28 protein-coding genes and 1 other RNA gene are annotated in these 26,539 nt (G+C 54.7%); 11 read left to right on the plus strand and 18 right to left on the minus strand.

Annotated elements, in window-relative coordinates; translation table 11 throughout:
- Positions 1 to 5: 5 nt before the first annotated feature.
- Positions 6 to 1,073: a TolB family protein gene (locus tag Ga0123462_RS00445; protein WP_100264498.1), complete on the plus strand. Its 1,068-nt coding sequence runs from the start codon at positions 6 to 8 to the stop codon at positions 1,071 to 1,073.
- An 89-nt stretch (positions 1,074 to 1,162) separates the two neighbouring features.
- Here the strand turns inward: Ga0123462_RS00445 and Ga0123462_RS00450 are convergent, their stop codons facing one another.
- The 4 genes from Ga0123462_RS00450 to murJ form a co-directional block, all read right to left on the minus strand.
- Positions 1,163 to 2,284, minus strand: coding sequence for a DNA alkylation repair protein (locus tag Ga0123462_RS00450; protein WP_100264499.1), 1,122 nt, complete (start codon positions 2,282 to 2,284; stop codon positions 1,163 to 1,165).
- An 89-nt stretch (positions 2,285 to 2,373) separates the two neighbouring features.
- A complete protein-coding gene (locus Ga0123462_RS00455; RefSeq protein WP_100264500.1) occupies positions 2,374 to 2,601 on the minus strand; it encodes a hypothetical protein in 228 nt (75 codons plus the stop codon).
- A 1-nt stretch (position 2,602) separates the two neighbouring features.
- Entirely contained in the window at positions 2,603 to 3,409 is an 807-nt protein-coding gene (locus Ga0123462_RS00460) for a 3'-5' exonuclease (protein WP_100264501.1), read from the minus strand.
- Positions 3,399 to 4,994, minus strand: coding sequence for a murein biosynthesis integral membrane protein MurJ (gene murJ / locus Ga0123462_RS00465; protein ID WP_100264502.1), 1,596 nt, complete (start codon positions 4,992 to 4,994; stop codon positions 3,399 to 3,401). The genes Ga0123462_RS00460 and murJ overlap by 11 nt, the downstream gene beginning before the upstream one ends.
- Before the next feature lie 129 nt (positions 4,995 to 5,123).
- Here murJ and rpsU point away from each other — a divergent pair, with 129 nt between their 5' ends.
- The 4 genes from rpsU (at position 5,124) to rpoD (ending at position 9,653) form a co-directional block, all read left to right on the plus strand.
- Complete coding sequence (rpsU, locus tag Ga0123462_RS00470; RefSeq protein WP_100264503.1) at positions 5,124 to 5,339, plus strand: 30S ribosomal protein S21; 216 nt, start codon at positions 5,124 to 5,126, stop codon at positions 5,337 to 5,339.
- 98 nt (positions 5,340 to 5,437) lie between these two features.
- Positions 5,438 to 5,875 carry a GatB/YqeY domain-containing protein gene (locus Ga0123462_RS00475; RefSeq protein WP_100264504.1) on the plus strand — a complete coding sequence of 146 codons (438 nt, stop codon included), beginning with the start codon at positions 5,438 to 5,440 and terminating at the stop codon, positions 5,873 to 5,875.
- Positions 5,876 to 5,926: 51 nt separating this feature from the next.
- The gene (gene dnaG / locus Ga0123462_RS00480) at positions 5,927 to 7,669 is read left to right on the plus strand and encodes a DNA primase (protein ID WP_100264505.1); all 1,743 of its coding nucleotides are present in this window, start codon (positions 5,927 to 5,929) and stop codon (positions 7,667 to 7,669) included.
- Positions 7,670 to 7,673: 4 nt separating this feature from the next.
- Positions 7,674 to 9,653: an RNA polymerase sigma factor RpoD gene (rpoD, locus tag Ga0123462_RS00485; protein ID WP_100264506.1), complete on the plus strand. Its 1,980-nt coding sequence runs from the start codon at positions 7,674 to 7,676 to the stop codon at positions 9,651 to 9,653.
- A gap of 65 nt (positions 9,654 to 9,718) precedes the next feature.
- On the opposite strand, the gene Ga0123462_RS00490 is transcribed toward rpoD, so the two are convergent.
- The 7 genes from Ga0123462_RS00490 to cutA form a co-directional block, all read right to left on the minus strand.
- Positions 9,719 to 10,513, minus strand: coding sequence for a TIGR00282 family metallophosphoesterase (locus Ga0123462_RS00490; RefSeq protein ID WP_100264507.1), 795 nt, complete (start codon positions 10,511 to 10,513; stop codon positions 9,719 to 9,721).
- A complete protein-coding gene (locus Ga0123462_RS00495; protein ID WP_100266400.1) occupies positions 10,498 to 11,082 on the minus strand; it encodes a 5-formyltetrahydrofolate cyclo-ligase in 585 nt (194 codons plus the stop codon). Before Ga0123462_RS00495 ends, Ga0123462_RS00490 begins: the two co-directional genes overlap by 16 nt.
- Positions 11,083 to 11,114: 32 nt before the next feature.
- Positions 11,115 to 11,292, minus strand: a non-coding RNA gene (ssrS, locus tag Ga0123462_RS00500) — 6S RNA.
- A complete protein-coding gene (locus Ga0123462_RS00505; protein WP_100264508.1) occupies positions 11,278 to 11,571 on the minus strand; it encodes a cell division protein ZapA in 294 nt (97 codons plus the stop codon). Before Ga0123462_RS00505 ends, ssrS begins: the two co-directional genes overlap by 15 nt.
- Positions 11,568 to 11,858, minus strand: a complete 291-nt coding sequence (locus Ga0123462_RS00510) for a hypothetical protein (protein ID WP_100264509.1) — start codon at positions 11,856 to 11,858, stop codon at positions 11,568 to 11,570. The genes Ga0123462_RS00505 and Ga0123462_RS00510 overlap by 4 nt, the downstream gene beginning before the upstream one ends.
- 60 nt (positions 11,859 to 11,918) lie before the next feature.
- Entirely contained in the window at positions 11,919 to 12,674 is a 756-nt protein-coding gene (locus Ga0123462_RS00515; protein ID WP_100264510.1) for a cytochrome c biogenesis CcdA family protein, read from the minus strand.
- 3 nt (positions 12,675 to 12,677) lie between these two features.
- Positions 12,678 to 13,016 carry a divalent-cation tolerance protein CutA gene (gene cutA, locus Ga0123462_RS00520; RefSeq protein WP_100264511.1) on the minus strand — a complete coding sequence of 113 codons (339 nt, stop codon included), beginning with the start codon at positions 13,014 to 13,016 and terminating at the stop codon, positions 12,678 to 12,680.
- Between the two features lie 84 nt (positions 13,017 to 13,100).
- Here cutA and acs point away from each other — a divergent pair, with 84 nt between their 5' ends.
- Both acs and Ga0123462_RS00530 read left to right on the plus strand, forming a co-directional pair.
- Positions 13,101 to 15,047, plus strand: a complete 1,947-nt coding sequence (acs, locus tag Ga0123462_RS00525) for an acetate--CoA ligase (protein ID WP_100264512.1) — start codon at positions 13,101 to 13,103, stop codon at positions 15,045 to 15,047.
- A gap of 120 nt (positions 15,048 to 15,167) precedes the next feature.
- A complete protein-coding gene (locus Ga0123462_RS00530) occupies positions 15,168 to 17,834 on the plus strand; it encodes a hypothetical protein (protein ID WP_157821225.1) in 2,667 nt (888 codons plus the stop codon).
- Between the two features lie 10 nt (positions 17,835 to 17,844).
- On the opposite strand, the gene Ga0123462_RS00535 is transcribed toward Ga0123462_RS00530, so the two are convergent.
- Positions 17,845 to 18,291 carry a tellurite resistance TerB family protein gene (locus Ga0123462_RS00535; RefSeq protein WP_100264514.1) on the minus strand — a complete coding sequence of 149 codons (447 nt, stop codon included), beginning with the start codon at positions 18,289 to 18,291 and terminating at the stop codon, positions 17,845 to 17,847.
- Between the two features lie 85 nt (positions 18,292 to 18,376).
- On the opposite strand from Ga0123462_RS00535, the gene Ga0123462_RS00540 reads away from it, so the two are divergent.
- Both Ga0123462_RS00540 and Ga0123462_RS00545 read left to right on the plus strand, forming a co-directional pair.
- Positions 18,377 to 18,559: a hypothetical protein gene (locus Ga0123462_RS00540; protein WP_100264515.1), complete on the plus strand. Its 183-nt coding sequence runs from the start codon at positions 18,377 to 18,379 to the stop codon at positions 18,557 to 18,559.
- Positions 18,560 to 18,615: 56 nt separating this feature from the next.
- Positions 18,616 to 19,578, plus strand: a complete 963-nt coding sequence (locus tag Ga0123462_RS00545) for an acetoin utilization protein AcuC (protein ID WP_100264516.1) — start codon at positions 18,616 to 18,618, stop codon at positions 19,576 to 19,578.
- A 4-nt stretch (positions 19,579 to 19,582) separates the two neighbouring features.
- Here Ga0123462_RS00545 and ggt read toward each other — a convergent pair whose 3' ends face one another.
- From ggt to Ga0123462_RS00570, 5 genes are all read right to left on the minus strand, one after another.
- Positions 19,583 to 21,199 carry a gamma-glutamyltransferase gene (gene ggt / locus Ga0123462_RS00550; protein ID WP_100264517.1) on the minus strand — a complete coding sequence of 539 codons (1,617 nt, stop codon included), beginning with the start codon at positions 21,197 to 21,199 and terminating at the stop codon, positions 19,583 to 19,585.
- Positions 21,199 to 22,041, minus strand: coding sequence for an A/G-specific adenine glycosylase (locus Ga0123462_RS00555; RefSeq protein WP_100264518.1), 843 nt, complete (start codon positions 22,039 to 22,041; stop codon positions 21,199 to 21,201). Before Ga0123462_RS00555 ends, ggt begins: the two co-directional genes overlap by 1 nt.
- Before the next feature lie 88 nt (positions 22,042 to 22,129).
- A complete protein-coding gene (locus tag Ga0123462_RS00560; RefSeq protein ID WP_100264519.1) occupies positions 22,130 to 23,035 on the minus strand; it encodes a TonB C-terminal domain-containing protein in 906 nt (301 codons plus the stop codon).
- On the minus strand, positions 23,022 to 23,558 hold the full coding sequence (locus Ga0123462_RS00565) for a Gx transporter family protein (RefSeq protein WP_100264520.1): 537 nt from the start codon (positions 23,556 to 23,558) through the stop codon (positions 23,022 to 23,024). The genes Ga0123462_RS00560 and Ga0123462_RS00565 overlap by 14 nt, the downstream gene beginning before the upstream one ends.
- Position 23,559: 1 nt before the next feature.
- Positions 23,560 to 23,994: a NusG domain II-containing protein gene (locus Ga0123462_RS00570; RefSeq protein ID WP_232726474.1), complete on the minus strand. Its 435-nt coding sequence runs from the start codon at positions 23,992 to 23,994 to the stop codon at positions 23,560 to 23,562.
- Positions 23,995 to 24,030: 36 nt separating this feature from the next.
- Between Ga0123462_RS00570 and Ga0123462_RS00575 the strand changes: the two genes are divergently transcribed.
- Together Ga0123462_RS00575 and Ga0123462_RS00580 are read left to right on the plus strand one after the other, a co-directional pair.
- Entirely contained in the window at positions 24,031 to 24,459 is a 429-nt protein-coding gene (locus tag Ga0123462_RS00575) for an SDR family NAD(P)-dependent oxidoreductase (protein ID WP_100264521.1), read from the plus strand.
- Positions 24,460 to 24,500: 41 nt separating this feature from the next.
- Positions 24,501 to 25,319 carry a mechanosensitive ion channel family protein gene (locus tag Ga0123462_RS00580; RefSeq protein ID WP_100264522.1) on the plus strand — a complete coding sequence of 273 codons (819 nt, stop codon included), beginning with the start codon at positions 24,501 to 24,503 and terminating at the stop codon, positions 25,317 to 25,319.
- Positions 25,320 to 25,388: 69 nt separating this feature from the next.
- On the opposite strand, the gene Ga0123462_RS00585 is transcribed toward Ga0123462_RS00580, so the two are convergent.
- Positions 25,389 to 26,513: a hypothetical protein gene (locus Ga0123462_RS00585; RefSeq protein ID WP_232726475.1), complete on the minus strand. Its 1,125-nt coding sequence runs from the start codon at positions 26,511 to 26,513 to the stop codon at positions 25,389 to 25,391.
- Positions 26,514 to 26,539: the final 26 nt, after the last annotated feature.

The raw sequence follows: 26,539 nt of genomic DNA on the forward strand, positions 1-26,539 counted from the left end.
ACAACGTGCGTAAAATTCTATATTTATCACTGGGTTTAATCGCTGCTGCACCGGCGGCGCAGGCTGAAAATGTGCTGGAGTGGCTCGACTCTATGAATACCGCACAGCAGGGAAAGGCAAGTGAGCCGGCTGATGCGGCAGTTCTGCTTACGCTGGAGAACAGGGAGAGTGAGATGTATCCCCAGCCGGCACCGAATGGAAAGTACCTGCTGACGCTTACCCAGAGTGGTAAAAACGCATGGATTTCGCGCCGGTTAACCGAAAATGGCGATCCGGCCAATATGGTCACTGATGATGTGCATACCGTAGATTCCATCGGCTGGAAGGATGATGGTCATGTATACTATCTATCTGAGCGCGCCGGTGGCCTTGGGTTATGGGAAAAGATTTCCGATGGTGAAGGCATGCAGCGGCGCATTCAGTCTCTGCATGGTGCGCTTACTCAACCAATCCTGCTCTCTGACGGTTCAATCGTTGCAGTTCGCGCCAAGCCACTGAATTACAAGCCGACCAAAATGAAGAAAACAAGCCAGGTTAAGCGTGACGAGTTCAATAACTGGGAGTTCCCCGGATTTGCGACTGAAATTGTACGCTTCCATGGCAGTGGTTCTCAGCAGGTATTGAGTGAAGGTATTAACCCGGCACTCTCTCCTGATGGCAACAGTATTGTTTTTGCCATGGCGGCAGGACGCAGCGTGCATCTGTTCAGGATGAATATTGACGGTTCAAACCTGATACAGATTACCGATGCCCGCAGTATCGATGTTCAGCCATCATGGAGCAAAGACGGCAAGTGGATCATCTTCACCTCCAACCGTGCAGAGGCTGATATGCGCCACAAAGGAAAGTCGCAATGGGATATCTGGGCGATTGGAATCGATGGTCGTAATCTGACCCAGATTAGCTTTGATGATGCCAAGGATGGCGCTCCACGCATGGGCAGTGACGGTCGCATCTATTTCCACTCCGATCGTAAAGTGAGTCGTGAAATGAGTGCTCAGCACCAGGTCAAATCAGTCGGAAGTCACGACTTCCATATTTGGATAATCGATTGGCCAAATCAGGCTAAATAGAAAGCTCTACCCTCTCCTCTCGAAAGGCCCCGCAAGGGGCCTTTCCTGTTTGATCCAAACGGCAGTTGTCGGCCTTCAATAAAGGAAAGTTATAAAGCCAATAGTTGGAACTCTACGGAGCATACTGCCATGCCATTAATCAATAGCTCGATGCTATGCTGGCCGGTGTAGTATTTCCGAGTTGTGATTTTCTTGAATGGATGGCTCTTTTTTAGCTGGATCGTTTCACCGGGATTGATAGTCGTAGATTTAAGTTTAAACACTTTAGTACTGCTTTGACCATTCGCTTTAACGTGATGAACTGCATAATCTATTACAACATTTTGAATGTCCGATGACGTTGCTGTTATCAACACAGTGAAGTTCGCACTTTCTCCTAACTTGATGTTTTGGCTATCCACCTTCATATCTTGGACTGACAACTGCGGAGTTTCAGTATAGCCAAGCAGGCCAAACACATCTGGATGACCACTTTTTACCAATGTGCGTAGTGCATGACGAATTAACTTCGTCCTGTTTTTGTTTTTCGGTTTTGTCCAACATCTACATGTCTTAATCACAAGATCAGGATGGTCCTTGGAGATGTCATTTAGACTGTTAGCTACGGATCTTCTCACATACTCGCTTTCATCATCTTTCAATAACTCAAGTAAGGGCAGAAGCGGCGATGGGTCAGAAACGAACTGAGATAGCTGCTGTCCCCATGGTAATCTTGGTCGTGTGCCTTCCGAGACAAGGCGACGTACATGTTCATCCGAATCTGTACACCACTTTCTCAACTTAGCAAAAGTTATATCGGGATAGCGCACAATAAACGGACGGATGGCAAATTCAGCGGAAAAAAGAGCGGTTAGATGCTTCAATGCAGATAGAGACGCCTTGGGGTGTTCCAAACCATGCACCCCGATATAATCAATGATCGGCCATGCAGCAAACCCTCGCAGTGGATCATTGTCATCGCCATAATCCCAAACAGACTTCAAGTTCATGAGTAACTTCGACGTCTCATCAAAATCATTCGGTAGATATTGTTGTAATACAGCTATGATATATCGAACACGCTCTTTAAGTTCCAGAGCATCAAGGCCGTTCATAGCATCTTGTCGAAACTGATTGGCAGGAAACCCATTAATAATTGCAGAAAGCCCATGAGTAATACGCTCTACCGCATTCACTCCAAGTCCATCTTTCATCAATCGTTGTTCAGCCATGCTAAGAGACTAGTCTCCTTCAAGAGTTATCTGTCCCACCAATGCCCGCTTTTGAGCGGAAGAAGCCATCCAGATATTAAGGAAAACAGCTACTTCGCTTGTTGAAGTGCCCTCTTGTGAGCAAGGGAAACCATCTTTTTGCTGTACTGGGTTTTGGGCGGTGTAAGTCCGTACTGCTCAATAATCATATCCAATACGGTTGCATCAGGATCCCCGTCAATCAGCTCACTAAGTGCCGTTTTGGAAAAACGCTTGCGTCTTGTCAGCTCAAAAATGCGCAGGGCGCGTGCCAGATAGATGTGATGTGGTGTCTGCAAATCAGCCCTGATCCCACGCCTTCAGGTATTCGGCAAGGTGCGGGCGGGATTCGGACTCAGACTCCAGGTAGTTCCGCACACCGAGAATGGCGCGGGCATATGCGCCTTCCGTGAGGGCTCCGGAAAAGAGCTGGTGGCGCAGGAATATCAGCATCGTCGACAACACATCGGTTTCACAATAATCCCGGATCGCTTCGATCTGGCCCGATTCGAACATCTCGCGCACATTGTCACCCGCGGTTTCGAGCTTGCCTGGAATATTGAATGCCGCTGCCACCTCATCCATCGAGCAGCGGGCAGAGGCCCCGAAATCGGAGAGCAGTTCGAGCAGGTCACAGTGATACTCATTTGAGTAGCGCGTGTCGTAACCGTTCCACTTGTCACCCTGGGTGAACCAGCGCGGGCAGGAGAGGCCATGAGCCATGGCGCGGTATTTAAGAACAGGCACATCGAAGCCGCGACCATTGAAGCTGACGAGTTGAGGTGCACGTGCCTCAATCAGGTGGAAGAAGCCTTCTAGTATCTCTTGCTCGCTGCTGCTGGAATCGCCTCCGGTGCCCAGCCGGCGAATTACCATCTCACCCCCCTCCTCTCCGGGTTCCCGAATCAGGTGGCCGTAAGAGATGGCTACGACCTGGTGAAATGGCTGGCGCGGGAAGTCATTACGGCCTTCGGTTTTCTCGAGGAAGTAGTCGGAGAGTGCATCGCGTGCTTCAGCATCCGAAATGTCGGGAAGACGCAGAACTCGCCGGGCGCTATCAGCATCCACAACAGTTTCGATATCAAATACGATCACATCACGACGCACGTTTTTTCCTCTTCAAAAAGCGCAGCAGAAGCTCCCGCTCTCCCATGATTAAAGCAGAAACGGAGAAGACTGCGATGCCTCCTGCAACAGATGCGCCCATCCAGGCAAAGCGGGCCATATCGCCTGCAGCAGGAAATGACCAGATCAGGTGATCAAATCCGTAAAGAAAGAAGAACATCAGAAGAGTGGCTATTGCCGCAGTGGAGAGGCGGCGGAGCGTATCTGTGTTAAATAGCGTGCCGTAATGTTTGCTGAGCCTGAGATAGAGCAGACCGACGTTGACAAAGGAGGCAAGTGAAGTGGCGAGTGCAAGTCCGACATAGGCCCAGAACTGCATGAAAATCACTGCCAGTATGATGTTGACGGCAACACTGATGGCGGCATAGCGCATCGGTGCCCTGGCATCCTTGCCGGCATAACAGGCGGACGCGAACAAGCGTGCCCAGCAGAAGGCAATCAATCCCACCGCATAGGCCTGTAGTGTTGCTGCAGTCGCAATACTGTCGGTATGCGTAAAGGCGCCGCGCTCAAAGAGTGTGACAATGATCGGTTCGGCCAGATAGATGATGCCGACTACAGAGGGTAGTACCAGCCAGGTCAGCCAGGCAAATCCCGAGCGCAGGTCATCACCCGCAGCGGCATGGTCGCCCCTTGAGAGGTGGCCGGAAAGGGTCGGCAAAAGCGCTGTTCCCATGGCAATGCCGAACAGCGCAAACGGCAGCTGTACGATGCGATCGGAGTAGTAAAGATAGGAGACGGCTCCGCTCTCCAGCATGGTGGCAAGAATTGTTCCGACCAGGATATTGATCTGTACGGCAGCAATCGCAAGCACAGCAGGGCCGAACAGACGCATGGTTTCGGCAATGGCATCCTGTCTGAAATGAAAGCTGATGCGTGGCACCCAGCCGATCCGTTTCAGGGCCGGAAATTGAATCGCAAGCTGCAAAAAGCCGCCAAGCAGGACGCCGATAGCGAGTGCCACTGCCGGGTTATCAAATGATGGCGCTAGCACAACGGCGGCAAAGATAATCGCCACATTGAGCAGGGCCGGGCTGGCTGCAGGGACTGCAAACTGCTTATGGGTGTTCAGAACCGCCCAGGCCATGGCAGCCAGCGAGATCATGGCTAGATAGGGGAACATGAGCCGCGCCAGCTCAAGCGCCATATTCCAGCGATCCGGTTCATCGGCAAAGCCGGGGGCAAAGAGGTAGAGAAGCCAGGGCATCAGCAGCATGCCGAGCAGGGTAAACAGGGTAAGCACCAGCAGCAGCAGGGTGGCCATTGCATTCAGGAAAGCGTGCGCCCCCTCCTCCGACTTCTGTCGTTCATCCGACAGTACCGGCACCAGCGCCACGGTGAGGGTGCCTTCGGCAAACATGCGCCGGAAAAAGTTGGGCAGTTTAAAGGCGACAAAAAATGCATCGGCAAGAGGCCCTGCGCCGAGCACACGCGCCAGGAATATGTCGCGAATGAATCCGAGAATGCGCGAGAGCATGGTCCAGCCGCCAACCTTGGAGGCGGCGCGCAGCAATGCTGAGGAGCGGTTGCCCCTGTCGCTGTTTGACTTGTTCTCTTCGGTTGTCATAATCCGCCGCCCTTTTCCTGCGCCAAGACCGGCGCGGTTTGCGAGCCTAGCGCCGCAGTGAGAGAAGGGCGAGCCCGTTAACCGGCTCAAAGTTTTTTGGGAATGAACCCAAGGGGGTGATGTTTTTACATGCCAGGAATTCGAGTTAATCCTGATGAGCCGTTTGAAATTGCACTCAAGCGTTTCCGTAAACAGGTTGAGAAAGGTGGCGTCATCTCCGAATGCCGTCGTCGCGAGTGCTATGAGAAGCCCTCTATCGCCAAGAAACGCAAGGAAGCTGCAGCACGTAAGCGTTTGATGAAGCGCCTTCGTCGTGTTCGTATGCGCGAAAACCGCGACTACTAAACACAGGCTTGTGTATGTAAACAACTGAAAATGCCGGGCCTCATGGTCCGGCATTTTTTATTTCCAACTATTTTATTAGAACCTACGGAGTTAGACCCATGTTGCAGCAGTTGACCGACGATATGAAGTCCGCCATGAAAGCAGGCGACAAACTGAAGCTCTCTTCTATTCGCATGCTGCGTGCTGCGATCAAGGATAAGGAGATTGAGGTCGGTCATGCGCTTGATGAGGCCGAGGCGCTGGCCGTGGCGGCCAAGCTCCTCAAGCAGCGCAATGATGCCGCCAGGCAGTATGCCGAGGCCGGACGTGAAGACTTGCGTGAGAAAGAGCTTGCTGAGGCGGCGATTTTTCAGGCCTATATGCCTGAACAGCTCTCCGATGATGAGCTGCATGCCATGATCGATCAGGCTATCGCTGATACCGGTGCAACCGGTATGCGCGACATGGGCAAGGTGATGGGCATTGTAAAAACCAAGGCACAGGGACGCGCCGATATGGGGAAACTATCCGCCATTGTAAAATCCCGCCTCGGATAATTGGCTCTGATGCGCTTGCATTCAGGGCTATTACCTTCTACATAATAACTTATGGCTAACTTTCCACCTTCATTCCTGGATGAGGTGCTATCGCGCACGGATATCGTTGATATTATTGCGCGCCATGTCGAGCTGAAAAAGGCCGGCTCAAACATGATGGGGCTCTGCCCTTTTCACCATGAAAAATCGCCATCGTTTTCGGTGTCTGCTGATAAACAGCTCTACTACTGCTTCGGCTGCGGCAAGGGTGGTGGTGCGTTCCAGTTTCTTATGGAGCACGACGGCTACTCTTTTCCCGAAGCGGTGGAGTATCTGGCTGAAAAGGCAGGGCTGGAAGTGCCGAAAGAGACACAGCGTCAGCCCGGCGATGAAGAGCGGCAGAAAAAAGCATATACCCTTCTGTCGCGTGCATCTGATGCCTTTGCGCGTGCCCTCTATGGCTCCGGTGGCGGCAACGCTGTCGCTTACATCAAACAGCGTGGCCTCCCTGAGTCGATAGTAAGAGGTTATGGGCTCGGTTATGCACCGGATGGTTATGGTTTTATGCAGCAGGTGTTCGGAACCGATAACAGGAGCGCTGCCCAGCTTGAGGCTGTTGGTCTTCTGTTCAAGGGTGAACGCGGTTACGGTGACCGCTTCCGCAATCGCCTGATGTTCACCATCCGTGATCGTCGCGGCCGCGTTGTCGGTTTTGGTGGTCGCGTGCTGGGGGAGGGTGAACCGAAGTACCTCAACTCCCCTGAGACCAACTGGTTCCATAAGTCGGATCTGTTATACGGCTTCTCGGAACATCGGGATACAATCAGGAAAGAGAAGCAGCTGGTGGTGGTTGAAGGTTACATGGATGTGCTTGCTCTGGCCGCATATGGGCTGAAAATAGGCCTTGCGCCGCTTGGTACGGCGATCGGCGAGCGCCAGATCCGCGAGATTTTCCGCCTCTGCGAGGGGCCGGTATTCTGCTTCGACGGCGACCGTGCCGGTCGTCAGGCGGCATGGCGGGCACTGGAGCGGATGATGCCGCTTCTCAAGGCTGAGCTGGAACCGAAATTTCTCTACCTGCCCGAAGGGGAGGATCCCGATTCGCTGCTTGCCAAAGAGGGGGCGGAATCTTTCCGGGCCCGCATGAAGGATGAGGCCAAGCCGGTTCTGGAGACCTGGCTGATGGGGCTGAAACTTCTTGCCGGACAGGGGGTGGAGGGGCGTGCACGTATGGCCAAAAAGGCCGACTCCATGCTCGCCACCATGACTGACAACTATCTTGCGCAGGCGTGGCGTCAGGAGGTGGAGCAGGCAACAGGTATTTCGCTGAAGCAGCATCTGCGCCGTTCGGCTGCAAGCTCACCCTCTCCTAGTTCTGAAGGTACAGTAGAGCTGAGTGGCATCGAGGAGCGGTTTCTTGCCGGCCTTTTTCAAAGAACCGAGCGCTTTCGTGACCTTCCTGAAATTGCCAGGAACTTTCTTGTTGATAATGACGGGGTCAGGCCGCTATACTTGCGCGCTTTTTCAATAATAGCGGCCACCGAAGACGACAATACCGACATCGCGAGACAACTGGCACAGGAGTTCCCTGAGAGCCAAACACTGATTTCTCGCTGGGTGAATCAGGCAGCCGTACAGGACGTAGATTACAAAGCCATTCTTTTGGTTATGGAGAGTAACTACATCAAGCGTCGCCTGAGTTCAGAGCGCGATACAATGCCATTTGAAGAAAAAACTACCCTTCCTTTAAGGTTACGCGAAATTGACCTTGAACGAATTAAGCTGGGTAGAGAGCAAAGCGATACAGGAGCATAACTTTATGCCGAACAAACGAGAGCAAATTACCATCCGCGAACTCGGAAGCCTGATGGCCAAGGGAAAACAGGCCGGGTATATCACCTACGATGAGCTTAATAAGCATCTTCCGGGCGAGCTGGTGTCTGCCGACCGCGTTGAGCAGCTGATCAATGTGTTTACCGAAATGGGCGTTGAGGTGGTTGACCCTGAGCGTGCGCCAACCGGTGCCTATGCGATGCGCAAGGATCGCCTGCGTAAGGAAGACTCCGCTCTGCGTGCCGACACCTCCCAGCTGGGCACCGTTGTCCGCATTGATGATCCTGTACGCATGTACCTGCGTGAAATGGGTACGGTTGAACTGTTGACCCGTGAAGGCGAGATTGAAATTGCCCGCCGTATCGAAGAGGGGCGCATGCAGGTGCATGAGGCGATCTGTCTCTGTCCATCCACTTTCCGTGAAATCATGCTGCTGGGCGAGCGTATTGTTGAGATTCGTGATGAAGCACTGGAGACCGGTGAAGAACCTAACTTCCGCGACATCATCGATGTTGACGAGAAGGTCGTGAATGCGGCTGCGATCAAAGAGTATGAGAATCGCATGAGCCGCAGCGAGGATGAGGACGACGAGCCTCTGGATGATGGGCCGAAACTGGACGCTGAACAGCTTTCAGAGGCGATCAAGGCGCGTACCGCCACGCCGGACGGCACCCCGATGATGGAGACTGTCATCACCAAGGAAGAGCAGCTGGAAGAGGCGCTTCTCCACTTTGCCAATGCCAAAGAGCTGCATGATCAGTTTATTGAAGTGAAAAAACAGCTGGCCAAGAAGCCCGATGATGCAACGCTGAAGGCGAAAAGCCGTGAGGTGCTCGATGCGATGCTGATGGAGCTGGTAAGCATTCCGTTTTCTCCGCGTCAGCTCGACCAGCTGGTACAGCGTTTCAAGAATGCCGTCGAGCGCGTACGTCGTTTCGAGCGTACCATCCGCGATTTTGCGCTGGCTGCAAAGATGCCGCGCAAACTGTTTCTTGAAACATTCCCGCCAAGTGAGACCGATGAGCGCTGGATTGATGGCATTATCAGGGATCACAAGGATGCCGCCTGGGTCGAGGGACTCGAAGAGGTTACCGGCAAGATCAAGGAGAACCAGCGGCGTCTGAAGCGTGTCGAGCAGGAAACCGAAATGGAAGTTGATGAGCTGAAGGATGTGGCCCGTAAACTGACCATGGGTGAGGCCAAGATGCGCCAGGCCAAGAAGGAGATGATCGAGGCAAACCTGCGTCTGGTGATCTCCATTGCCAAAAAATATACCAACCGTGGGCTTGGATTCCTTGACCTGATTCAGGAGGGAAATATCGGTCTGATGAAAGCGGTTGAGAAATTCGAGTGGCGTCGTGGTTACAAGTTCTCGACCTATGCTACATGGTGGATTCGCCAGGCCATTACCCGCTCTATTGCCGATCAGGCACGTACCATCCGTATCCCTGTCCACATGATTGAAACGATCAACAAGATGATGCGGGTATCACGCCAGATTGCTCAGGAGATCGGTCGTGAACCGACACCGGAAGAGCTGGCTGAACATCTGGAGTTGCCGGTAGAAAAGGTCGAACAGATCCTTGAAGTGGCCAAGGAGCCGGTATCGCTGGAAACGCCGATCGGTGATGATGAGGATTCACAGCTTGGCGATTTTGTCGAAGATGAAAATGCCGAGAATCCGCTTGATGCCGCAGTGAGTGCAGCACTTGCCGAGGCGACGCTTGAGGTGCTGGAGAATCTGACTGACCGGGAGCAGAAGGTTCTGCGTATGCGTTTCGGTATTGGCATGAACACCGACCATACCCTGGAAGAGGTTGGCAAGCAGTTCGGCGTGACGCGTGAGCGTATTCGTCAGATTGAGGCCAAGGCGCTGCGCAAGCTTCGCCACCCATCGCGGGCACAGAAGCTGAGAACCTTTGCTGATACGCCTGAATCTGCAATGCAGGCTGAGTCACTTCGCTAAGCGAAGCAGTAGAGTAAAACAAAAAGGGGCCTTATTGAGGCCCCTTTTTTATTGCCTCCCTGAAATCAGGAAGGCGGAATATGGATCCTTTCAATGGAGATCGCTTTGCCGCTGTTTGCATCAACCGATACCAGTGTGGCAAAAATTGAGCCGCCCCGCTCCACCGCTTCAAAGCGCTGCGGCAGTCGCTGCACCATGCGATAGAGGGCCCCCTCCACCTTCATGCCGATAATCGACTGGTAGGAGGCAGTCATGCCGATATCGGTCTGATAGGCCGTGCCGCTGGCGTGAATGATCTCATCGCAGGTTGGAATATGGGTATGGGTGCCGTAAACAAACGAAGCGCGGCCATCCAGATGCCAGCCCATGCCCATTTTTTCACTGCTCGCCTCGGCATGCATATCCACCAGAATGATGCGCACATCATCCGGGATCTCCTCAAGGGCCTTGTCTGCGGCAGCAAACGGGCAGTCCCACGGCCCCATGAATGTCTGCCCGATCAGGTTCACCACAGCAATTTTATGGCCGACAGCGCTCTCTTTCACCGTCCAGCCACGACCGGGGGCATGGGGTGAAAAGTTCATCGGACGCACGTGGCGGTCATCTTCCTCGATCAGTTGCAGAAACTCGCGCTGATCCCAGCAGTGATTGCCATTGGTCATGACATCGACGCCAAGGGCAAACATCTCTTCGGCGACCCTCGCATTCAATCCGAAACCGGCAGCCAGGTTTTCACCATTGGCGACTGTAAAGTCGACCTGATATTGGTCGATCAGCCCAGGCAGGTGCTCCGCCAGGGCCCTGCGACCTGCTTTTCCAATAATGTCCCCGATGACCAGAACATTCAGCTTTTCTGACACTTAATCACCTCCTGCTCTGTAATCACGAAATCCATCGGGATATCGTGAGATTCTTCGGGAATGCCGGCCACCTCCTGACAGGCAAAAGCCAGTCCGATCACCTGATAGATATGCTTGCGATGGCTGGCGAGCCAGAAGTCAAAACAGCCCTTGCCCATGCCGAGACGGTTGCCGGACCGGTCGAAGGCCGTCAACGGACATAGCAGCGTGGTGATGCCCTCTCCACCCATCCAGATTTCACCTGCTTCGGGCTCAAGGATCCCGAAAACCCCATGGCTCCAGCGCGTCTCAGGTGTGGACTCATGCCACTCCATATGTTCGTGATGATGGGTTACCGGCGCAAAAGTACGGAAGCCGGGCAGATAAAAAAGAGGGTCGGCATCCACTTCCGACGGCATGGCGCGGTAAGCAAGAAGCACTTCTGTTGCTGTGTTCTGAGCGGCCAGATGGTCAATTAACCTCTGCCTGATTCTGGCAGAAAAGAGCTCTCTCTCTTCTGTGGAGAGATTGCGGCGCGCAGCTAACGCAGAGCTCCTTATCAGATCTTTACTTTGAGGGGCAGATGTCATGGAGATGAATTCGCAGCTCTCGGGAAAAAAAGGGCGCCCCCGCGCTGGCGTAGTGGCAAACAGTCGTCGAACCCTCTAACAAGAGGTGGGCGCCGCACCCTGGCGTCAGGTATCCCGGTCACGGGACGCACACGGCCAAAGTAGGTAAGCTCCCTTTCGACAAGTATCGGCTCAGGCAACATTTCTGCCATTCGCTCAACGCAGGGGCGCTTTCGCTAAACCTTCTGCTTGTGATACTACACCGTCGAGTGCTGAGATCAAGCCGTCGAGACCATCCACTTTGGCTTCATTGCCCTTGATCAGTTCACCCGCAAGATTCAGGGCGACGAGGGTTAAAAGACGGTCTGAGCCGACGGTAACACCCATCTGCCTGATCTCATCAATGTGCTCCTGCACGAGGTTTGCCGCAGCGACAACCTGCTCGGGATCTTCATCGGTCATGATCGTGAAAGAGCGCCCCATCAGGCTGATCTCAACATGCTGGCTCATGAGGCCTCTCCCTGTTGGCCTGATGAAATCAGGTCATCCAGCTTCTCCATGGCATGCTCAACCCTGGCTTTGGCTTCAAGGCGGTTGTTCTGCAAGCCTTTCAGTTCATTCTCAAGTTTCTGCACCTGATCGCGACGTTTGCGCAGTTCGCTTTCGGCAATGCGTACGACTTCCCGCATACGGTGATTGTCTGCAATAATTTTTTCCATATTACGGCGAATCACTGACAGGTGCTCTGTCAATTCATTGATGCGACTTTCCAGCGCTTGTTGGGGAGATTCCTGCATAACGCTGATATTGAATCACCAGAGTGATTCAGGGTCAACCATTATAGCGGTCCGAAAAGGTTATTTGGCGAACGCACCTTCGATATCTGCAAGAGCCGGGAACCACTCAATGAGCCAGCCTGAAATCACACTGAAGCTGCCGAGGAAAATCAGCGCTCCTACAGCGATCAGGAGTACCCCTGAGATCTTCTCGATCAGGTCGAAATGGTGTTTAAAACGCGACGACCAGCGCAGGAAGCTGTCGGTAGCCAGTGCTGCCAGTAGAAAGGGAATGGCCAGCCCGAGAGAATAGATTGCCAACAGGGCCACGCCGCGCATCAACTCGGCCTGTGCTCCTGCTACGGCCAGGATTGCACCGAGAATCGGCCCGATACATGGTGTCCAGCCAAAGGCAAAGGCTGAACCCAGAACAAGCGCTCCGACCCCGTGTTTGGCATTAACACCGCCGGTATCGAAGCGGGCCTCCATCATCAGGAACGGAATGCGGATGATGCCGGCATAGTGAAGTCCGAAGATAACGATAATGACACCTGCGATCTTTCCGAGTATCGCCATGTTGGCCAGCATCCACTGCCCGATCAGCGAGGCCGATGCGCCGAGAGCAATAAAGACCAGACTGAAGCCGGCAATAAACCAGAGCGATTGCGCCAGAGCGTGGCGGCGCATCGAGGAGGTTCCCCCGTCGTGGTGGCGAAGCTCGTTGACTGAGACTCCGGAGATGTAGGAGAGGTAAGCGGGGACCAGCGGCAGCACACAGGGAGAGAGAAATGAGAGGAGTCCGGCAACCAGCGCTCCTGCATATGTTACTTCAATCATTGATCACTCCTGTGTGGAAGCCACAATGCTAGCATTGACCTCAGCATAGACCCAGCTGCCATAATTATCTGTTGTATCCAGCTCTGTACAGGTGATCTCGGGAAGATCATATGGGTGGTCATGTTTTAATTGTGCTATTACCCTTTCACAGAGAGAGGGGGCAGTTTTGATGGCGAGGAAATACTCCCGCTCCTTTTCGAGTTTACCCTGCCAGCGATAAACCGACCGCCCTTTGCTGATTTGGATACATGCTGCAAGCTTTGTCTCCACAAGCCGTTCCGCCAGTCGCCTGGCTGCACTCTTCGAGTTAATGCTTGTTTTAATGAGACAAATTTTCAGCATGCGTTATCATAACGTATTCGCACTTCAGCGAAAGCGTATTGTCGGCATATCTTTTGCCTGCTAGAAAGGTCACTGGAGGAGCCCATGTCAGAAGCGATAACTACTATTCTGGAAGAACTTCGTACTTTTAATCCACCGCAGGGACATCAGGGGCATATCGCCTCGATGGAAGAATATCGCAGCATACGTGAGCAGTTCAGGAACGATTTCGATAGCACGTGGCGCGATCTCGCGCGCGAACATCTGTTATGGCGCGAGCCGTTTACACGCGTTCTCAATGGCGACAATGCTCCATTCTATCGCTGGTTTGAAGGTGGAAAGCTGAACCTTTCTGAAAACTGTCTCGACCGCCATGTTGATGCCGGCCTTGGTGAGCGCACCGCCATTATATGGGAGTCAGAAGCCGGTGAGGTTCGCAACTACAGTTACAGCGACCTGCTCTCCGAGGTGTGTCGCGCCGCCAATGCGATGAAACAACTCGGTATTCAGGCAGGTGATCGCGTAATTATTTATATGCCGATGATTGTCGAAGCCGCAGTTGCCATGCTTGCCTGCACCAGAATCGGAGCAGTGCATTCTGTTGTTTTTGGGGCTTTTTCCCCGCAGGCGCTGCGTGACAGGATAGAAGATGCCGGCGCGAAGCTTGTTATTACGGCGGACGGTGGCGGGCGACGGGGCGGAATTCATGCGCTGAAGCCGAATGTCGACGAAGCCCTCTCCGAAGGTTGTCGCAGCCTCTCCCATGTACTGGTGGTCTGCCATGCCGGCAATGAGGTGGATTGGTGTGCAGGTCGCGATATCCGATGGCATGACGCACTGAAGGTGCAGCCGGACAGTTGCGAGCCGCTTGCGGTTGATTCGGAACATCCGCTTTTCATCCTCTATACTTCAGGTTCAACAGGTAAGCCCAAAGGTATTCTGCACAGCACTGCCGGCTATCTGCTCTGGGCACGACTCACCATGCGCTGGAGTTTTGACTTCAGGCCTGATTCAGACCTCTTCTGGTGTACCGCAGACGTAGGCTGGATTACAGGACACACCTATTCCGTTTACGGGCCGCTGGCTAATGGCGGCACCACATTGATGTACGAGGGTGTGCCAACTTATCCTGATCCCGGACGGTTGTGGAAAATCTGTGCTGATCATGGTGTTACTATTTTTTATACCGCTCCGACAGCGATCCGTGCCCTCATCAAGGCGGGCGATGCCTGGCCGAACAGCCACGACCTGTCCAAATTACGCGTGCTTGGTACGGTGGGCGAGCCGATCAATCCGGAAGCGTGGATGTGGTACTACAACGTGATCGGCAAGGGACGCTGTCCGATCGTCGATACCTGGTGGCAGACCGAGACAGGTGGTCACATGCTCGCCCCGCTCCCTTTTGCAACGCCGACCAAGCCGGGCTCAGCCACCTATCCATTGCCCGGTATTGAGGCGGATATTGTCGATGATGAAGGCAAGCCAATCACAGAGGGTGGCGGTATGCTGGTGATTCGCAAGCCGTGGCCATCGATGCTGCGCGGTGTCTGGGGAGATGATCAGCGATATGTTGATACCTACTGGAAGAAGTTCGGCAACCGCTTCTACTTTGCCGGAGATGGCGCCCGTCGTGACGAGGATGGTTACTTCTGGATCATGGGCCGGGTTGACGATGTTCTGAATGTCTCAGGACACAGGCTCGGAACCATGGAGATCGAGTCGGCACTGGTGTCCCATGAGGCGGTTGCTGAGGCTGCAGTTGTCGGACGGCCTGACGAGATCAAGGGGGAGGCGATCTGTGCATTTGTGGTGCTTAAGCGCGAAGCCGATGACGAACTTGTTGCGACACTGCGCAACCATGTCTCAAAGGAGATCGGCGCCATTGCCAAACCGGATGATATCCGCTTTGCAGACAGCCTGCCCAAGACACGCTCAGGCAAGATTATGCGTCGCCTGCTTCGGGATATTGCCGCGGGGCGGGAGATCATTTCTGATATCTCAACACTGGAAGACCAGAGTGTGGTCCAACAGCTGCAACAGAAAAAGTTGTAGCGCAAACGAGGGTACGGAGGGTATCTGAAGCATTCGCGCCTGTTTCGCCATCCGGTAGGTGTTTTTCCTGCGGGTGCGCGCTGGTACCTGGCCTCTATCGCCATCCTCTCGCTGCTCTGTGTGGCGATGCACCTGTCGTTGCAGATCAGAGCGCAGAAGCAGGCGGAAGAGTCGATATATGGCTGGGCAGAAACCGCGAATGTTAAAGTTGGAGATGTCCGCTACCACCTGCTGAGGAATGGCCTGATTCTCAAGGGCATCGAAATCGAGCGTGGCAGCGATGCCCTTGTTATAGATCACATGCTTGTTCGAGCAAATCCAAAATTGTTGACCAGCAATGCGCCACGTATCGGTACGGTTGCCATTTCCGGGCTGCAGGCTGAGTTGCACTATCAGGGATTGCTCGACACATGGCAGAATGATGAGGTGCTGCAGCGGATATGGAAGGCTACCGGTGCGCTTCATGTCGATGATGGAATCGTCGCGTTATATCTCGAAAATGAAGAGGCTCCACCGCTTATCATAGACGCTATCCAGCTATCCCTGCATGCTCTGAGAGAGGATCGTGTGGTCTCCCTGACATCGCAATTCCACGGTGCACCGGTTCAGGCGCATTGGCTGAGATCGGAAAAACCTGCATCAGTAAGCAGGGGGGAGTTAACCTGGCGCGATGTAGATGTTTCGCTGCTCTCGCCCACGTTGCCAATAGGCCCCACTGCAGGCCAACTGGCGGGAACGCTGCAGTGGGAACGCGGAGAGAGTGGTTCCGGCGGGGACCGGCTTAATGGAAGCATGCGTCTGAAGCACGCCTTCGAAGATAACCGTATTCAGCTCTCCGGCCTGAAATGGAAAGGGGAAAGGTCGGATGATCGCTGGAATGTAGCTATCAACAGCAGCGCCTGGCCTCTGGATGGATGGGGCGCTTATCTGCCGAAAATAGAGGGCAGGGCGTTGCTGAGCGGACGGCTTGACGGGGATATAAGCGTGCAGACCGCCGGGGATGGCCTGCTGCTTAAGGGAGATAAAGGGAGGGTGCGCAATATTGCTTTCGCACTCCCTTCCACACTCTCTTCCGGATTGCAGCGCGACCACTGGCGTATCGAAAGCCTCGACTATCGCGCAATTGCACTCGATACAGGTAATCACACGCTGGATGCCAGCACTCTGAAACTGTCAAATTCCTCCATCGCTTTTCAGCCACTTGGCGCCCAGAACGGGAATGATCAGCAGCGTCCGGTATGGAGTGTCCGGGCCGATACAGTCGGCATCAGTACGTTGAATGTCGTGATGATGCTTCCGGAAGGGGATATTCAACTCTCCGGGATCGGGGGGAACTGTTCACTGACCGCCAGGGGGCTGTCGGATATCAAGCTGCATAGCAGTGATAGTGAAGGCAGGGAAACGGACCCCAAATGGAGTGTGACGGGCGAGCTTCTGCGCCAGGAGGGAAGCGTCCAAAACGGGGAGCTGGAAATCCGGGCAGAACAGGTGCCATTGACGCAGCTCAGGCCGTTGCTTCCATTTGGAAGCCCGGCGAGTTCACCGCTATCACTGGAGGGTACAACATCCCTTGCAGTGCAGGCGAAACTGAAACACGGGAAATGGGTGATGCTGGGCAAGGCTACCAGCGAGAGTGTGTTGCTTTCCTATGCCGGAAACCGATGGATGGCAGAGAGGGTTAACAGCGATTTCGGGCCTGTCGGAATGGGTCTCGACAGGCAGCGTGTTTCCCGACTGCATGCTGAACAGTGGCACTACATCGCCTCCCTGATACCGCTGCCGTTTCAGAGGGGCGGCGAGAAGGCCGACATGGTGCAGGCGAATAAGAGAAGCTGGTGGGCTGAAGGCATGCTGGCCGGAAGATGGGAAATAGATAAACTCACGATGAGCGGAGGCACGGTCAGTGTTGGTCAGCCTGAGTCCGAATGGGTTACTGATGCAGAGCTTAGGCTCTCGCAGCTGACAGCGCGTAAACTTTCAACACTCTCCATGCACGGTAATATGGGGGAGGGGCAACTGAAGCTGGATGGTTCATGGAGTCCTCTGGCAAGCCAGGAAAAATTCCTTGGTAATATTGAGCTGGTAAATGCCACGCCACTGTTCCTTAGTGAATGGATGCGTGCTTCAGGCATGCCGAAACCTGTTCGCGGGCGTATCTCTGCATCACTGCAGGTAAGTCAGGGTGATCAACCCGATCAATATGCAGGTAAAGTGGCCATCAATATTGAGCGTGCGCTGGTGGAGCATGCGGTGGCATCAAACGATCCGATGATCGGTCGAATCGGTTATAATACGATTGATCTGTTAAAACGACTGGAGTCTGAAAACGGTAAGATCTCCCTGCAGTTTCCTGTAGAAGGAAGCTGGAGCGAGCGGCCGCTGGGTTTACACACCCTGGGGCTCTCCATGCAGAAGGCACTGCGTGAGTCGGCCACCAGGCCGTTTGAGGTGGCATCAGTTTCCAGGCCTGTCAGCAGTAAGACGGCGACCCGTATTCGCCTCAGAGAAAGAGGCGCTCTGTCGCTGAACGAGCGCACGCGACTGTTGAATGTGGCAAAGAAGATGAGGAGTGATTCCTCGCTGGTTGTCGATCTGATTCCGAAGTGGGCTGGCGACAGGCTGGATCGGGATACCGTTCAGCGCATTAAGCATACGCGCAGACTGATCGAGAGGTATCTTAACTATCGGGGAGTAAGCAAGCAGCGCATATTTCCGATGGCGGCAACCGCCCAGGATCACGCTGGAGAGATTGCATCGATCTGGGTGGTGCTCAGTTCGGCGAAATAACCCTGAGTGCTCAGAACATCAGTTCTGCAGCAATTTTGGCCTGGATAAACTGGCTGTGGTGCAGCCCCATCAGATCGGCCATGCGTCTGAGCAGCTGTTCTTCGTAAGGATCGACCACGCCATCTGCCATCGCCACGCACCAGAGCTCGGTCAGGATATTTATGCGCTCATCGGTTGAAAATGCCTTTACCACAGTGGAAGTAAACTGATGCAGGTCGAGGGCCTGATCCGCCTCTCTGGCAGCCTGTTTGATCAGTTCATGCACCTCGGACTTTGACAGATCGAAACGCTTTTCGATGGCCTGTACAATTTCACTCTGCTCCGCCGCTTCCAGCCTGCCGTCCATGCGCATCACTTCGACCATCAGGGCGGTCACGGCAAGCGAAACTTCATGCTGGCGCTTATCCCGAGGTGTTTCAGCGGCGTTTTTCCACAATTTCTGAAGCTTGATGATCATCTGTTCCCCTTCGGCGATCGATGGCGGGAAAGCATAGAGCAGAGATCGGGCTTGGCAATGCGGGCCTGGCGGATATCCTTGCCGGATGCTCCTTGCCATCTTCCTCATCTTCTCTATACCGGTCGGCTGTTTTGCATCATGGTTTGCCTGGCATGCCCACAAGGCGGGCCGGAGGAATATCGTACTGGCGATGGGCTGGGTTGCCCTGCTGAGCTTTGGTTCCGCGCTGCTGATTGGTGGCTGGAGTTATCTTTTCATTACCGGCTGATTGCGCCACTTAATATTGGCTGGGAGTAATTTTTCAAAACCGGCTATACTGGATTCATGAACGCCCCCCCAATCAAACCCCGGGTACAGCTCTATATCGGCCCGGAACTGGCCCGTTACGGTTTCGGCGAAGGGCACCCCTTCGGTCCCGACCGAATGGACGCCTTTTTTCGCGAGGCGGTACGGTTGGGGCTCGACCGCAGGGTGGATATCGCGGTACCGGTCATCGCATCCCGCTCCGGGATCGAACGCTTCCATACGAATGATTATGTTGAGCGCGTCATCAAACAATCGGCAAGCGGAGTGGGATATCTCGACTACGGCGACACCCCCGCCTTCAAGGGGGTTTATGAAGCAGCAGCCACGGTGGTCGGTAGTGTGCTGGCGGCCGCAGATGGGATGATCAAGGGAACGCACCGCCGCTGTTTCGTGCCGATTGCCGGGTTGCACCATGCCAGGCGCGACCGGGCAGCAGGCTTCTGTGTGTTTAACGACGCCGGTGTTCTGATCGAAACCCTGCGCGCCGTGCACGGCATTCGCCGGATCGCATACGTCGATATCGATGCCCATCACGGTGACGGCCTGTTTTATGCTTTTGAAGAGGATGCCGGTCTCTGCATCGTCGATCTGCATGAGGATGGCGCCTGCCTCTATCCCGGCACCGGATTCGCCTATGAAACAGGGTCGGGTGAAGCTGTCGGCAGCAAGCTCAACCTGCCGCTGTCGCCAGGAGCGAACGACACCGATTTTGCGCGCATCTGGCCGCAGGCGGAACGTTTCGTCCGGGATTTCCAGCCTGAGTTTATCATCCTGCAGTGCGGCGCAGACTCGATTGCCGGTGATCCGATCACCGATCTTCGGCTATCTCCGCAATCCCACGCCCAAGCTGCAGCATCGCTCTGCAGAATCGCCGATGAGTTTGCTCAGGGCAGACTGATCGCCCTGGGTGGTGGCGGTTACAATCGCAAGAATCTTGCAGATGGGTGGTGTGCTGTTCTTTCTGCGATGATTGAGAGCTGACCGGTTACTCCTGCCTGATTGCAACGCCTTCACCGCGAGCATCGGGAATGCCTGTGAGTTTGCCTGTCTCGCGTTCAATCAGGATGGCGTGCATGTTTCCGTACCGGCGCTTCATCAGTTTGAGTTTATGGCCTCGCTTCTGAAGTTCGTTAGCCACATCAGGATTGAAGGCTCCCTGCTCATGTTGGATTTCATCGGGCAGAAACTGGTGGTGATAACGAGGTGCGTTGACCCATTCGGCAGCCGCGGTTTCATCGAGCATGAAACCGAGCGAGGCAAGCAGCACCATGCTGATAATACGTGAACCGCCAGGGGTACCGACGATGAAGGTGCGATCCGGGCCGATCACGAAGGTCGGTGTCATGGAGCTGAGCATGCGCTTACCCGGCGCCACGGCATTGGCGCTCCCCTGCACGAGCCCGAACGCATTGGGCTTGCCGGGGCGGGTGGCGAAATCATCCATCTCGTCATTAAGCAGGATGCCGGTGGAGGGGGAGAGGTAGCCCGAGCCGAAAGCGTAGTTGATAGAGAGGGTGGCGGAGACCATGTTGCCTTCGGCATCAATCACGGAAAAATGGGTGGTATCGGTTCCCGGCCCGATCGCATCGCTGCTGTTGCCGATTTCACTGCTCGGCGTGGCATGCTCCATGCGGATACCTGCACGCTGCTGCTGCAGACGCTTCGGGTTAAGCAGGTCGGGGATTTCGACAAAGTCGCTATCACCCATATGGGCATTTCGATCGCGGTAGGCACGCTTCATCGCTTCAACCAGCAGATGGATACGATCGGACTGATTCAATACCTTCAGGTTGTCATCTTGAAGCTGGCCAAAAACATTCGCCAGAGTCATGCCGCCCGATGATGGCAGCGCTGCAGAGACAAACTGGAATCCCCGATAATCGAATATGATCGGCTCTCTTTCGATAACACGGTAGGTGGCTAGATCTGATTCGCGGATCAGGCCGCCATCACGTTTCATGTCAGCCACCAGTCTTCCCGCAGTTTCGCCGCGGTAGAAGTCGTCCCTCCCACCCCTTGCAAAACGGCGCAGCGTGTCGGCCAGTGCCGGCTGGCGAATCGTATCACCGGCAAGGAAGGTGGTTCGCGCCATGTCGCTGAAGGCGCTGCTGCGCCACTCCAGCATCGATCTTAGTCTTGGCCCGACTGCAAAACCGTTGCTTGCCAGATCTATCGCCGGCTGGGTGATCACATTTCGATTCAGTCTGCCGTAAGTTTCGATCAGGTGGTCCACACCTGCGGCCAGCCCCGGAACCCCCGCCGATTGCGGCCCGTCGATGCTGGACTGCTGCTCAAAGACTTCTCCATTTCCGGCCAGTTTCGGGGAGGTCTCGCGCGCATCGATCATCACATAACGGTCCTCTCTGGCGATATAGAGGAGAAAGAATCCGCCCCCGCCGATGCCTGAGGAGCCGGGCTCCACCACCCCCAGTGCAAGAGCAGTTGCCGCTGCCGCGTCAAAGGCATTACCGCTCTTTTCCAGCATCGCCATGCCTGCTTCAGCGGCACTTTTCTGTGCTGCAACCACCATGGCCTGATATGGAGCAGCCGACAGGGCAGACGGGGCACATATCAGGAGCAGTAGCAGGAAACGGAAAAGCATTATGTAACCTTCTCAAGCAGGCGAAGGATGCCTGTCGGCAGGGCAAACCCTTCTATTGAGGAAACCCAGCGACCACAGCCGACAGGATCAGAGTCGAGATGCTGCGGATAGAGGTGTAACCGCCTGTGGGTCAGTTGATGGATATGTAGCGGCCCCTTATCGGGTGTCTCTGTTAATTCAGTGATCGGCGGCGACCAGAGCCCTCCCCATATGCCTGTGTCGGGACGTTGCGTCAGCCAGATCCCCCTCTGCGAACAGATAAAAAGATCAACGCGCCAGTGCAGATCAAGAACCGCTGTGCTTTTGCGAACCGCATTTGTCGCCTCAACCTGAAAAGCGCAATCGCAACATTCATTCACAGGACATGAAGCGCAGTCTGATGATCTGGCTGAGCACACAGTCGCACCCAGCTCCATCATGGCCTGATTCCAGATGGCAGGGGTGCCGGATTCAGCAATAGCCTGCTCGGCCAGAAGCCATAGCTCCTTGTCGCTTGCTTCAGCTGTTGCATGCCAGCGCTTGAGTACCCGCTTCACATTGCCGTCGAGTACCGCTGTTTGCATGCCGAAGCAGAACGAGGCAATGGCGCCTGCTGTGGAGCGGCCGATGCCGGGAAGTTTCATGATGTCATCGAAGCGGTGAGGGAATTTGCCAAGGTAATCGGAGTCGATCATGCGGGCACTCTGATGGATAAAACGTGCGCGACGGTAGTAGCCGAGCCCCTCCCACGCCTTCAGTACCTCATCCACAGAGGCAGCAGCAAGCGAGCTGATTGTCGGGAATTGCGTAAACCATGCAAGGTAACGTGGAAGAACGGTTTTCACCTGCGTCTGCTGCAGCATGATTTCGGAGATCCAGATTCGGTAGGGATCAGTTGTTTCCCGCCAGGGAAGTTGACGGGCGTTATCTGCGTACCAGGTGAGCAGGGCTCTACATCGGTCTGAATACAAACCTGTCCTCTATTACCTCAAAGGTGAGATAGAAGCTGACGCGATCCAGCCCCCATGACGAGGGCAACACCTTAAACGGGGCTGCCGCATGAATCGCTTCCACGGCACTGTTGTTGATCTGGGGAATCGGGCTCGGCCTGAGGATTTCAACACCAGCAAGATCCCCGTTTTTCTCGATTGTCAGCTTGATCAGGGAGCGGCGCGCATCTTCGGCAAACCTTTCGTAGTTTGCCTGACCAGGACGCCACTGCTCCTCAAGCGCCCTTACCAGCGCCTGGGCATAGGGGGCATATTTGGCTTCGCGCGTGTTGATCGGAATGTCTGCCTCTTTGGACAGCTTCTGTTTCATGCGTCGCTCGCGCTCGAAATCACGAGAGAGCTGTGACAGCGCTACTGCCGATGGCATCAGATTAGAGAGGGGGACTTTAGCCGGATCCCTCGGCTTGGGTTTGGCTTTATCTGCCTTCTGTTGCTTTTTAAGCTGGCTGCTATCGGGAAACTCGCTTCGTTTAGCCATCAGGCGGGAGCGACTCTGCTGGTTAAGCGGGGGTGGCGTCTTGGGCTGTTGCGGGGGGGCGGGTTGCGGGCGCTGCTGATCGCCGGAGACTGGAGCCTTGGCCATGCGTGTTATGCGGTCCTCGGCTTTGCTGCCGCCGCTGGCGGTGCGGTTGGACATTGTCCTGGCATCCTCGGGTGTTTTTTTCGCTTGTGATTTCTTATCGTCCAGCAGAACGACATCCATGATCTGCGGCGTATTCTTTTTCGGCAGCGGTTTGTCGTTATCGATGTAATCAATCATCACCACCAGCAGAATATGCAGGGCAATCGAGGCGATGAGTGCACCGCCGAATCGGCGCTGAGCGCTGGTTAGATCATCTGTTTTCATCAGGATACTCAAGTCTCGCCGCAATATACCCTGCCAGCGCCCCATTTAGCCAGCCGGTCATTGTAGAGAGAAGCAGCAATGGGGGCAGCGCGAAATAGAGAGCGCTCTGCTGAATAAAAAGTGTCTCCACTGTTACAAACTGAGCCACCATGTGGGCGAGAGCCCCCAGCAGGCTGACACCGATAAGTGTGATGCCCGGAATAAAGCGCCATGCCGCAATCATGAAAAGAGCGGCAGCGAGGCCGCCAGCCATGCTGATAACGAATGTAGGCGTAAAGAGTGTACCGATAAAGAAGCTGCCAACGATGACGCGACCGATGGAGAGCATGAGTGCGGCACTGGGGCCGAGCCAGAGCAGGGCAAGCAGCGTAACAAGGTTGGCAAGCCCCGGCTTGAACCATGGCCCGAGGCTGGGAAGCGCTGCCTCAAAAACATGCAGTCCAATGGCCAGCAGCAGCAGTGCCACCCAGTTCGCCCTGCCCTGCAGCTGGGCAAGCGGTGGCCGTGGCAGCGGATGATTCATGTTATTCGACAATGGCATCGAAACGACCCTGGGTGCGACCGCGGATGGCAATCAGAATACGGTTGGGAACGCAGACGATCATATCACCCGCATGTTGGTGGGCGCCGGAATAGACACAGCGTTGAGCATCGCAGGGCGAAGCGCTGAAGCGGACGCCGCTCTCATCAATCACGATCTCGGCTGCACCGATACTGCCCTCGACCTGCAGGTGTGTGGGCGGTTCCCCGGCATTGGGAAGTGGATAGGTGGCAAGCAGCGTTTTCCCGAAATAGACCTCGGCTACGGCAGGGCCGGATGCGGCCACAGCCTGTACGAAAAACCACGCCGAAGCGATTGCTGTCAGCGAAACGAACAGCAGGATTCGATCGCTCACACTTCCCATAAGCAGGGTTCTCATGCCCTGGCGGGGAATTCGGGTATTCACTGATGCAGCCATGCGCCCTATGGTAGCAGCAGATAGCAGATAGAATCCATGAGGGGGCAGTCACTGGCGAAGGTTACGGGCGAAACGATGCTGCAGGTATTCAATATCGATTGCGTCGGGCCTTTGCGGGTAGTGCAGAGGCTGGCCGAGCGAGTGGCTGTTGCCAAAGGTGTGATTGCAAACGTCAGTTCTAAAATGGGCTCATCAGAGGATAACAGCAGCGGTGGCACCTATGCCTATCGCGCTGCCAAGGCGGGGCTGGTGATCGTTTCAAAATCGATGGCGGTTGATCTGGCCCCGCTTGGGGTGCAGGTGATCACGCTGCATCCTGGCTGGGTGGCCACAGACATGACCGGAAACAGCGGGCTGATCGATGTCGATACATCCGTTGCCGGCATGTGTCGGGTGATTAACGAGGCGCGCGATTATTCCCCCGGACAGTTTATTGCATTTGACGGTAAAGTTGTGCCATATTAAGCGAGAGATCACTGTTTGCTTGCAAACTATCGGAGGGGTTTATGCCTGAAACATCAAATATCCAGGAGCTGATAAGCGTTTATGTTATCCCCTGGGGAATCAATATTGCGCTCGCGCTGGCAATCTTTGTTGTCGGTCGCCGGGTTGCAAAAATCCTGCTTAGTGTCGTTGATAAAATGCTTAGAAAGGCCGATCTGGACCCAATACTGGTCAATTTCGTTCATTCGATCCTCAACGCCCTGTTGCTGCTTGTTATTATCATCGCCTCCCTCGACCAGCTCGGCGTCGATACAACCTCCTTTATCGCGTTGATCGGTGCTGCCGGTCTTGCTGTCGGCCTGGCGCTGCAGGGCTCCCTGCAGAACTTTGCCGCAGGTGTGCTGCTGATCGTATTCCGCCCTTTCAAGGTGGGTGACTTTGTTGAAGCAGCGGGTACCTCCGGCGTAATTGAAGTGATTGGTATCTTTACCACCACGATGAAAACAGGCGATAACCGCGAGATCATTATCCCTAACGGCTCAATCTATAACGGGACAATCACCAACTATTCGGCACGCCCAACCCGGCGCGTCGATATGGTGTTCGGGATCGGTTATGGCGACGATATCCGCAAGGCCAAGGAGATCATGCAGGGCATTATCGATGCCGATGAGCGCATCCTGAAAGAGCCTGCGCCATTGATTGCCGTGGGAGCACTTGCCGACTCGAGTGTTAACTTCAATGTCCGCCCATGGGTCAACTCAGGCGATTACTGGCCTGTTTACTTCGATCTCAACGAGAAGATTAAACTGGCATTCGATGAAAACGGCATCTCCATCCCGTATCCGCAGATGGATCTGCATATTTCCAAGCCGGAATAAAAGCCTGTCACGATCAACAAAAAGGGGCGGTAATAACCGCCCCTTTTTTATTTTCAGGCAAGCGCACTGTTACTTGCGGCGTACGGCAAATGAGAGCGCTTCACCCGGTTCGTCGCCAAGGCAGATAACCGAGTGCCAGACACAGTTGTCGAGATCACGCTGGGGCATCAGAAGTACGTCGCCGGCATGAAGAATATATCCATAACCTTTTTCGACCAGGTGCTGCGTAAACAGGGCCGAGCGATCCATCACCGCCTCCACCAGTTCATGATCGAATTCATCCATATAGGCTGACAGCACAGCCCTGTCGGAGAGCATCTCCGCCAGCGCAAGCCGATCGGTGGCATCGGGCAGTAACCGGGTAACCTCATCGCTGTTCGCCGGATTGGTGATAAAGTCTATCAACGCGTCAATCAGCAACGGTTTTGCCAGCGCCAGCCAGAAGGTGGAGCCGGAAAGCTGCGCGAACACCACGCCGTCGTGGCCGCGCTCGACATCGTGATGCATCTGGGCGCCGCCATTAGGGGCATTGAAGTAGACAATACGCTCCACGAATGCAGGTTCACCACCGACAATGTTTTCCAGTATGGAGAGGATCTGAGGGTTTTCGGTAATCGATTTCGACTCAGGGAAAATGGTGTCGCAAAGACGCCCTGCCCAGAGCTGGCGCCCGGGATCGGCGGCTACATCCTCAAGGCACTCCATGCCGAATGAGAAGCGGAAGCGAAGTGAAGCATCCTCCTCGATAAAGGAGAGCCATGACGCCTTGCACCAGAGATTCTCAGCTATCGGCTCGCCATCCTGATCGGCATCGAAATAGACCTTCTCAATCCCCTGCTCGTCATGCTCCTCGAATGATGAGGCAACCAGCGGAAATGTCTCGCCAAGGCGGTCGATGTAGGGAGGCTTCTCCAGAAGCGGAGAGAGTTCATCCGCATCGAGCACCTCTTCCATCAGCGCGTGTGCTGCGCCGATTTCACTCTGCCAGGAAGCCACATCGATTATGCCCGGTAGTATCGATGCCTTGTCCTGACGCCAGCGGTAAGCTACTTCGTCTGCTGCAGGTGCAGCAGGGCGGGCATCATCGCTCACCCAGCCGAGTTCGAAGCCACGTCGAAGCAGCGGTTGCCACTCCTCTGGCCGGGAGGATGGTATCTGGTGGGAATCGGTCACATATCGCATATCGCGAATCATTCATGATCACCCGCGGTTTGTATATC

This window comes from Mariprofundus ferrinatatus (assembly GCF_002795825.1).
In the GTDB taxonomy this organism is placed as follows: domain Bacteria; phylum Pseudomonadota; class Zetaproteobacteria; order Mariprofundales; family Mariprofundaceae; genus Mariprofundus; species Mariprofundus ferrinatatus.